A 9,291-nucleotide genomic window follows, 5' to 3' on the forward strand; every position below is an offset into this window, starting at 1 on the left:
CACGCGGACATCAACGGCAACCCGAAGGGCATCGACGGGCCCCACGGCAAAGGCGGTGAGGGGCCGAACGGCAAGCCCGACGACGGGACCCACACCTCGGGTGCCAAGGGGCCCGACACCCCGCCCAAGACCGACCCGCCGCCGGCTTCGAAGGGCCCCGACGAGCCGCCGCCGAAGAGCCCGGAACCGCCGCCGCCCGCGACCCGGGGTGGGCCCGACGGGAACTCCACCACGCCTTCGGGCACGCCGAAGGGCAAGCCCAAGGACGGGCCGGACCCGGCCAAGAACAAGGAGCCCGACGAGAAGGTCTGCGAGTTCGACCCGATCGACGTCGCGACCGGCGACGTGCTGTTCACCGAGGTCGACCTCGTGGTGCCCGGCGCGCTCGGCGAGCTCGTCACCCGCAACCACGTGTCCTCCTACCGGGACGGCCGCTGGTTCGGCCCGTCCTGGACGGCGCTGCCCGACGAGCGGCTGACCCTCGACGCCGGCCTGGTGCGCTACCACTCGGCCGACGCGATGGTGCTGACGTTCCCGCTGCCCGCGCCCGGCGCCGGCACGACCTCCCAGCACGGCCCCCTGCGCCTGCTGCACGCCGACGGCGACGACTACGTCGTCACCGATCCCGGCCGCGGGCAGGCCCGGCGGTTCACCCCCGCCGGTGACGGCGAGCTGCTGCTGCGCGAAGTCCGGACCGAGGACGGCGAATTCCTCGAACTCGACCGCGACCCCGCCGGCGCGCCGCTGCTGCTCACGCACTCCGCGGGCGCCCGGATCGCGTTCGACACCGCCGGCGGCCGCGTGCGGGCCGTCCGGGCCGTCTCGCCCGGCGGGGACGTGCCCGTCGCGAACTACGACTACGACCGGTACGGGCACCTCGCGCAGCGCACCAACTCCACGCCCCGGCCCGCGCGCTACGACCACGACGCCGAGGGCAGGCTCACCGGCTGGACCGACCACAACGGCGCCTGGTACCGCTACGTCTACGACGAGGCGGGCCGCTGCGTCCGGACCGTCGGCGACCAGGGCTACCTCGACGGGTCCCTCGCCTACGCCGAAGGCCGCACCACGACCACCGACTCGCTGGGGCACCGGAAGGTGTTCGAGTTCGACGAGACGGGCAACGTGGTCGCCGAGACCGACAAGCTCGGCGGCGTCACGCGCAGTGAATGGGGTCCGCACAACCGCCTGCTGGCCCGCACCGACCCGCTCGGGCGGCGCACGGAGTTCGAGCACGACGCCGCCGGGATCCTGCGCGCGGTGCTGCGCCCGGACGGCACCCGCGTGCTGCTGACCGAACGCACCGAAGACGCGCTCGAAATCGAGGTCGCGGCCGCCGGGGGAGTGTTCCGCCGCCGCTACCCGGCCACGGCGCTGCCCGACCCCTACACCGACCCGCTCGGCGTGGCCGAAGACCAGGACGCCGAGCAGCCGTCGACCGCCGAGCAGCCGCGCGACCCCGCCGCCCCGGCCGAACCCGACCTGTTCGGGCGCCCGCGCGCGGTGCGCGAGGCCGGTGGCCGCACAGCGCTGACCTGGACGGTCGAGGGCGACCTGCGGGCCGTCGTGGCCGCCGACGGCGCCCGGCAGCTGTGGACCTACGACGGCGAGGGCGGGGAGACGTCGCACACCGACGCGCTCGGCCGCGTCACCGTCACCGAGCGCGGGCCGTTCGGGCTGGTCACCGCCACGGCCGACCCCACGGGCGCGCGCACCACCCGCCGCTACGACACCGAGCTGCGCCTGCTCGCCGTGCTCGACCCGGCCGGGCGGACCTGGGAGTACACCTACGACGCCGAGGGCAGGCTGCTCACGCAGTCCGACTTCGACGGCCGGGTCACCCGGTGCGCCTACGACGCCGCCGGGCAGCTGGTCCGCCTGGAGAACGCCGCCGGCGAGGTCGTCGAGTACCGCTACGACCCGCTCGGCAACCTGACCGAGCGCACCTCCGCCGCGGGCACCGAGACCTACCGCTACGACCCGGTCGGCCGGCTCGTGCACGCCGCCGGCCCGGGCACCGCGGTCGAGCTGGCCCACGACGCCGAGGGGCGGGTCGTCCGGCAGACCACCGGCGGCCGCACCACGGCCTTCGGCTACGACAGCGAAACGGTGACCCGGCGGCGCACCCCGTCCGGAGTGGACGTCCGGTGGCACCGGACCGCCGACTCCGACCTGCTGGACGTCGCGGGCACCAGCCTGGCGCTGCAGCGCGACGACGCGGGGCGCACGGTCGCCGTCGCCGTCGGGGCGAACCCGTTGGTGCAGCAGGAGTTCGACGCCGCGGGCCGGCTCGCGGCGCAGCGGACGCCCGCCGGGACCCGGCGCTACCACCGGCGTCCGGACGGCAGCGTCCTGGCGCGCGAAGACCCGGAAGGCGCGGTGCGGTACGAGTTCGACGCGACCGGCCGGATCACCGCGGTGCTGCGGCCCGGCACGGCCGAGCGCTACGCCTACGACGTCCTCGGCCACCTCGTGTCGTCGTCCCCGGGGACCGGTCCCGAGGCCGGCCCGCGCCGCTACACCGGTGGCGTGCTGGAGACGGCCGGCGCGGTGCGCTACGCCCACGACGCGCAGGGCCGGCTGGTCCGGCGGAGCGTCGGCGACCTGACCTGGACGTTCACCTGGGACGCCCAGGACCACCTGACGGCGGTGCGCACCCCGGACGGCGCCGACTGGCGCTACCACTACGACGCGCTGGACCGCCGGATCGCGAAGCAGCGGCTGGACGCGGCGGGCGCGGTCGCCGAGCAGGTCGAGTTCACCTGGGACGGCAACGCGCTGGTCGAAGCCCGGCACACGCTGGGCGGCGCGCCGGTCGAGACGTGGACGTGGGTGCACCACCCCGACGACGGCCGGCCGGTGGCGCAGGCGGTCACCACCCCGGACGGCCGCACGCGGCTGGCCGCGCTGGTCACCGACGACGTGGGCACGCCGGTGGACCTGGTGGGCGTGGACGGCGTGGTCCGGGCGGTGCGGACGAGCCTGTGGGGCCTGTCCGGCGCGGGCGCGACCGAGACCCCGCTGCGGTTCCCCGGCCAGTACCTCGACCGCGAAACCGGACTGCACTACAACGTCTTCCGGTACTACGACCCGGCGAACGCCCGCTACATCTCGCCCGACCCGCTCGGCCTCGCTCCGGCGCCGAACCCGCTGACCTACGTCGGCGACCCGCTCGTGGCGGCCGACCCGCTCGGCCTCACCGCGGGGGGCTTCGGCTCAGACCCGAACGACCAGCGCCGGTTCTCCGGCCGGTCGAACGCGGGCAAGTGCTCGAAGGCGGCCACCCAGGCGGCGGCGCCGTACCCGAAGACCAAGCCGAACAAGGGCAGCAGCTCCGGCGGGACGTCGTCGAACCAGCCGGGCCCGGCCGCCAAGCCGTGGGGCAGCAAGGACCCGGTCAGCGGCCGCACGACCTCGCAGGGCGGCGGCACGTCGTCCGGGAAGCAGACCCTCGACGGGTCGCCGCGCCCCGGCGGCTCGAAGCCGCAGCCGGGCGAGCTCACCGACGTCAAGGACCTGGAGACCACCAAGCATTCGAGCTACAGCCCGGAGCTGCAGAACGAGCTGAACAACGTCAACGGGTACAAGCCGGACGGCAAGAACCGCTGGATCCGCGGCCACCTGCAGAACGACAACCTCGGTGGCCCGGGTCTGTCGGACAACATGACGCCGCTGACGTCGACGGCGAACAAGAACATGTCCGGCAAGTTCGAGGGCCCGTTGAAGAACGCCAACACGCGCCTCGACCAGCTGAAGGCCAAGCCGCCGACGGACGCCGAACTGGGCCGCGCCGGCTTCAGCCCGAGCCAGTACAACAAGGTCCGGGACGACATCCAGAACCTCAAGGTGGAGTACTCGGTCGAGGCCAGCCCGAACGTGAAGTTCCCGAACTCGCCCAACGGGTTCGAGAAGTCGATCCGCGACCACCTGGTGCTGAACGCGGAGTACAAGGGCCTCACCCCGGAGCTGCAGCAGTACATCGGCTTCGCGAAGGAGCCGAAGTTCCTCCCGCAGTTCCCGCCGGTCGGCACCAAGATGGACACCCTCACGGGCGCCTTCAGCTGACCGGCGGGCCCGCCGGGGCATTGGGCTCGTCGAGCCCGGCGAGCCCGGCGAGCTCGGTGGCGATGCGGCCGGTGATCGGGAATTCGGCCGCCTGGGCCGGTGGCAGGGCGGTGGTCCAGTGTTCCTTCGCCGCCCGCAGGCCGCCGTCGGATGGGGTCGTGGTCGGGGGCGTTTTCAGTTGACCGGCGGGCCCGCCGGGTCGCCGGGCTCGTCGAGCCCGGCGAGTGCGGCGAGCTCGGTGGCGATGCGGCCGGTGATCGGGAGTTCGGCGGCCCCGGGCCGGTGGCAGGGCGCCGGTCCAGTGTTCCTTCGCCGCCCGCAGGGCGGCGTCGGATGGGGTCGTGGTCGGGGGCGTTTTCAGTTGACCGGCGGGCCCGCCGGGCTCGTCGAGCCCGGCGAGCTCGGTGGCGATGCGGCCGGTGATCGGGAGTTCGGCCGCCTGGGCCGGTGGCAGGGCGCCGGTCCAGTGCTCCACCGCCGCCCGCAGGCCGCCGTCGGATGGGGTCGTGGTCGGGGGCGCTTTCAGCTGACCGGCGGGCCCGCCGGGGCACCGGGCTCGTCGAGCCCGGCGAGCTCGGTGGCGATGCGGCCGGCGATCGGGAGTCCGGCCGCCCGGGCCAGTGGCAGCGCCGCGGTCCAGTGTTCCGTCGCCGTGCGCAGGTCGCCGTCGGATCGGGCCACCCTGGCCAGGCCGTCGTGGGCCAGCACGTCGGCGTGGCTGTTGCGGTCCCGGCCGGTCAGGCGCAGCGCTTCGGCGAAGCAATCGCGCGCCTCCGCCCGCGCGCCCGCCGAGGCGTGGATCCGTCCGAGCGTCGTCAGCGCCGCGCTCTCGACGTCCTTGTGGCCGATGTCCCTGGCGAGGGTCAGCGCGGTCCGGCCGTGCCCGAGCGCGTCCTCGTACCGGGCCCGGGCACGGAAGCACTCGGCCAGGAACACCAGGCTGCGGGCTTCGACTTCGGTGGCGCCGATTTCCCGCGCCCGGGCCCGGGCCTGCTCCAGCAGCGGCAGGCTGACCTCGGTTTCCCCGCGCTCGGTGAGCGCGTAGCCGAGGTTGAGCAGGGCCGTGGCCTCGAGGTACGGGTTGTCGAGGCCGGGCAGGGCCAGCACGGCCCGGCTGCAGGCGATCGCCGAATCGTGGTCCTCGACCCCGGCGTGGGCGACGGCGAGGTTGAGCAGGGGCGCCGCCCGGTCGCGAGCCGTCCCCGCGGCGGCGACCAGTTCCGTCGCGCGGAGCAGGGTGGGGATCGCCGCGCGGAAGTGGCCGAGGCGGATGTGCACGATCCCGATGTTGGTGTGCACGCGGCCCGCGCCGAGTTCGTCGCCGCGTTCCTCTTCGATGGCGAGCGCGACACGCAGGGTGCGCAGCGCCTCGTCCAGCCGCTGGACCACGATGAGCGCCAGCCCCTTGCTCCGGTGCAGCACCGCCTCGGTCCCGCGGTCCCTGGCCACTTCGAGCCCGCGTTCGTAGACGTCGAGCGCGTCGTCGAGGTAGCCGCGCCGGACGAGCAGGGGCCCGAAGGTGGCCGCAACGTCCGACGCGATGTCCGGGACCTCGTGCCGGGCCGCCACCCGCAGCGCGGCGATCAGGTTGCGGTGCTCCGCCGCCACCACGGCCCGCGCCTCGTCGGCGGACGCGAAGACCGGGCCCCCGGGCTCGCCGGTCGACCGGCCCGGGTCGAGGACCCGCTCGGCGGCCCGGCCGAGGGCGAGGTAGTGCGTGAGCAGCCGCCGGATCGCGGTGTGCCGCTCCGCGGCGGTGCACTCCCGGAGTGCCGTCGTGTGCGCGTACTGGCGGAGCAGGTCGTGGAAGTGGTAACGCGTGGCGGCGTGCTGGGCGAGCAGGTTCGCGTCGACGAGTTCTTCGAGCAGGGGAGCGGCTTCGGACGGCGGTATCCCGAGGACCGCCGCCGCGGCCGGCGCGTCGAAGTCCCCGCCCGGCAGCAGCCCGAGCAGCCGGAAAGCGGCCTGTTCGGCCGCGTCGAGGTGCTGGTAGGACACGGCGAACGCGGCGGCGACGCTGCGGTCGCCCGCGGCCAGTTCGCCGAGCCGGCGGTCCTCGTTGCGCAGCAGCTCCGCGAGGAAGCCCAGGGTCCAGGACGGCCGCGCTCGCAGCCGCGACGCCGCGATCCGGATGGCCAGCGGCAGCCGGCCGCAGAGGTCCGCGATCTCCCGCACGAGGTCCGGGTCGAACGGCGGGCGGCCCGGCTCGGCGATCCGGCGGAACAATTCGGCGGCTTCGGCGTCGCTGAGCAGGTCGAGGGAAAGCGTGGTCGCGCCTTCCAGCATGGCGAGCCGCCGCCGGCTCGTCACGAGGACCTGGACGCCCGGGGTGCCCGGCAGCAGGGGCCGGACCTGGGCGGCGTCGGCGGCGTTGTCGAGCACCACCAGCATCCGGCGGCTGGCCACCGCGGCCCGCCACAGCTCGGCGCGGCGGTCGAGCCCGTCCGGGACGCGTTCCGGCGGCACCCCGGCGCCGCGGAGCAGGACGTCCAGCGCGGCGGTGGCCGGCACCGGTGCCTGCCCCGGCGTGTGCCCGTGGAGGTCGAGGAAGAGCTGCCCGTCCGGGTGCCGCTCGGACAGCAGGTGCCCGACCCGGATCGCCAGCGTGGTCTTCCCGATGCCGGGCATCCCGTCGAGCGCGGTGATGACGACCGCGCTGCCGTCGGCGTCGCGGGTCAGGCCGACGAGCCGGTCGATTTCCGCCGTCCGCCCGGTGAAGTCGGCGACGACCCGCGGCAGGTACCGGCGTTCGCCGGCCGGCCGGACGACGGGCTCGGGGGTACCGCCGAGGATGCGCTCGTGAAGCGCTTTCAGCTCCCGTCCGGGATCGACGCCCAGCTCGTCCGCCAGGCGGGCGCTCGTCCGCGCGTACACCTGGAGGGCCTCCGCCGTCCGGCCTTCGCCGTGCAGGACGGCCATCTGCTTCGCGACGAGCGTCTCGCGGTCGGGGTGGCGGGCGACGAGACCGGCCACCTCCGCGGCGAGGCCGCCGGTGTCACCCAGCTCGAGGCGCAGCTGGATCAGCAGTTCGCGGGCCGCCAGGCAGCGTTCCTCGAGGGCGACGGCGGCGTCGGCGAACACCCGGCCCTCGAGGCTCGGCAGCGCGTCACCCCGCCACAGCCCCAGTGCCGCCTCGAGCAGCTGCTTCGCCGCTCGCGGGTCGGCCGCGGCCCGCTCCCGCGCCTGCGTGACGAGCCGGTCGAAGCGCAGGAAGTCGACGTCACCCTCCGCGACGACCAGGCGGTAGCTCCCGCCGTCCGTGGCGATGGCCGTGCGGGCGTCGCCCAGCGCGCCCCGCAGCTTGGCGACGGTGTTGTACACCTGGCTGCGGGCCGTCGACGGCGGTGCTTCGTCCCAGAGGGCGTCGATCACCTGACCGGGGTGGAGCGAGCGGTTGGCGTTGAGCGCGAGCAGGGCGAGCAGCCGCTGCTGGCGCCGGCCACCGGCGTTCAGCCGCCGGTCGCCCGACCACACCTCCAGCGGTCCGAGGATGCCCACGCGCAGCGTCCCGAGCCGTACCCCCTGAACTCCCACGCCGGCCAGTATCGCCCGGCGGCCGACCGGGAGTACAGCGACCGGGCCGCTTCACCCCGGAGGTGTCAGCAGCCCGTCCTCGAGCCGACGCACCCCGACGTCGGACTGGCCGGCGCGGCCGGCGAGGCCTGCGCCGTGACCGGCGTTGCGAACACGACGACGGCGGCCAGCGCGAGCACCCACGCCGCTGCTTTCTTCACCATGACGATCCTCCCCTTGTCGTGCCGACAGCGTCCCGAAGGTCGCTATCCGATCGCTATCCGCGCCGGCTCCCGGGATGCGGAACGGATAGCTCGGCTCTTTAACGTCCCGTTCGTGCGAACACACGGCATCGCCGGACGAGTGTGCCTCGGGGCGTTGGCCGCGGCAGTGCTCCTCGGCCACGCCCCGGTCCCGGTGGCCGAAGCCGCCACCCCGACGGCGGTCCGGCTGCTGCGGAAGGTCGAGATCCGGACGCGCGTCCACTGCGCCCCCGCCGGTGACCGCGGGGTGTTCGGGTGTCACGCCCTCCGCGAACCGGCCGGCACGACCGTCGTCTTCCCGGGCGGGCCGCCGGTCACGGCCGCCGCGTGGTGATGGAGAGGTCGAACTCCTGGACCACGTACCCGGCGTACCGGTCGGCGGGCCGCTTCGCCGCGGGCATCGCCCTGAGCTGCTCCTCCGTGTAGCCGGTCAGGTCCGCCTTCTCGACCTGGGCCTTGACGTGGAAGTAGCGCAGCTTGCCTTCGTCGAGCTGCGCCTGCATCAGGCGCGCGTGACCGGCTTCGGGTTCGCCGCGCTCGATCATCTTGGCGATGATGTTCCGGACGTACTCGGGATGGCCCTGCTCGTAGCCGCCGTTGGCGTTGTAGCCGGCCGAGGGGCCCTTCGCCTCGACGACCACGTAGTTGCCGTCGGGGTCCACGTGCACCTGGTCGAAGTGGTTCGCACCCCGGTCGGGCACGTCGACGCGGCGCAGCGGCCGGTCGGCGAAGTCCGGCTGCCCGAGCCCGTCGCCGACGGCGTGGTCGGCGGCGAGGTCGCCCAGCCGGTTGTTCCAGTGGTTGCTCTGCACGTCGTTGAACCCGGCCTGGTCGACCCGGTCGAGCGCGGTGCCGAAGCGGCTGTCCGGCAGGGGAGTGCCGCGGACCGCGTGGTTGGCTTCGTCCAAATAGGACCAGATGTGCGGCCGCCCGGCGGCGAGGATGTCGGCGTCCTCCAGCAGCTGCGCCGGCGCGGTGTCACGTCCGCCGGCCCGCCGGTGGGCGTCGATGGTCTCGGACTTGACGTTGGTCGGGCGGTCGTGGATTTCGTAATCCCCGTCGGCGTTCCGGCGGAGCACGGGGAGTTCGGCCCCGTCGTGCTGGACGTCGGTGTTCTTCCGCGCCAGGACGGTGTCGTTCCCCTCGGCCTGCCGCCAGTACTTGCGGAGCAGCTTTTCGGCTTCTTCGTCGTGCTTGTTGAGCCGGTCGACAAGCTCTTGCTGGACCTTCTTCTTGTGCGCCTCGGCGGCATCGTCACCCCGGGCACGCGCGTCGTCGGCGTCGAGGCCGTCCTTGTCGTGCGCCCCGGGCGCGAACCCGTCCTCGCCGGCCCGGTGGGTCGAGCCGTCGGGGTGGTGGGTGTTCCATTCCCCGTCGGGTGGGATGCGGGGGCGCATGCGTCCGTCGGGGCCGATTTCGTAGTCGGAGGAGAAGACGCGTCCGTGGGAGT

At 74.4% G+C, this 9,291-nt stretch carries 5 protein-coding genes and 1 pseudogene; 2 read left to right on the plus strand and 4 right to left on the minus strand.

Going from position 1 to position 9,291, the window contains the following annotated elements:
- On the plus strand, positions 1-4,065 hold a 4,065-nt coding region (locus AB0B33_RS46635; protein ID WP_360784625.1), incomplete at its 5' end, for an RHS repeat-associated core domain-containing protein.
- Here the strand turns inward: AB0B33_RS46635 and AB0B33_RS46640 are convergent.
- The 3 genes from AB0B33_RS46640 to AB0B33_RS46650 form a co-directional block, all read right to left on the minus strand.
- A complete protein-coding gene (locus tag AB0B33_RS46640) occupies positions 4,058-4,540 on the minus strand; it encodes a hypothetical protein (protein ID WP_360784627.1) in 483 nt (160 codons plus the stop codon). The two genes, AB0B33_RS46635 and AB0B33_RS46640, sit on opposite strands and share 8 nt — an antisense overlap.
- 47 nt (positions 4,541-4,587) lie before the next feature.
- Entirely contained in the window at positions 4,588-7,599 is a 3,012-nt protein-coding gene (locus AB0B33_RS46645) for a BTAD domain-containing putative transcriptional regulator (RefSeq protein ID WP_360784630.1), read from the minus strand.
- A gap of 65 nt (positions 7,600-7,664) precedes the next feature.
- On the minus strand, positions 7,665-7,802 hold the full coding sequence (locus AB0B33_RS46650; protein ID WP_360784633.1) for a hypothetical protein: 138 nt from the start codon (positions 7,800-7,802) through the stop codon (positions 7,665-7,667).
- A gap of 112 nt (positions 7,803-7,914) precedes the next feature.
- Here AB0B33_RS46650 and AB0B33_RS46655 point away from each other — a divergent pair, with 112 nt between their 5' ends.
- Entirely contained in the window at positions 7,915-8,175 is a 261-nt protein-coding gene (locus AB0B33_RS46655; protein ID WP_360784636.1) for a hypothetical protein, read from the plus strand.
- Here the strand turns inward: AB0B33_RS46655 and AB0B33_RS46660 are convergent.
- A pseudogene (locus AB0B33_RS46660) lies at positions 8,156-9,291 on the minus strand (hypothetical protein); the annotation flags it as partial. The gene AB0B33_RS46655 and the pseudogene AB0B33_RS46660 sit on opposite strands and share 20 nt — an antisense overlap.

Source organism: Amycolatopsis sp. NPDC049159 (genome assembly GCF_040648295.1).
Taxonomy (GTDB): domain Bacteria; phylum Actinomycetota; class Actinomycetes; order Mycobacteriales; family Pseudonocardiaceae; genus Amycolatopsis; species Amycolatopsis pretoriensis_A.

What these genes read in the sequence shown, in the direction of transcription:
- AB0B33_RS46650 (WP_360784633.1), bottom strand. Translation starts at nt 7,802, where the DNA reads ATGGTGAAGAAAGCAGCGGCGTGGGTGCTCGCGCTGGCCGCCGTCGTC.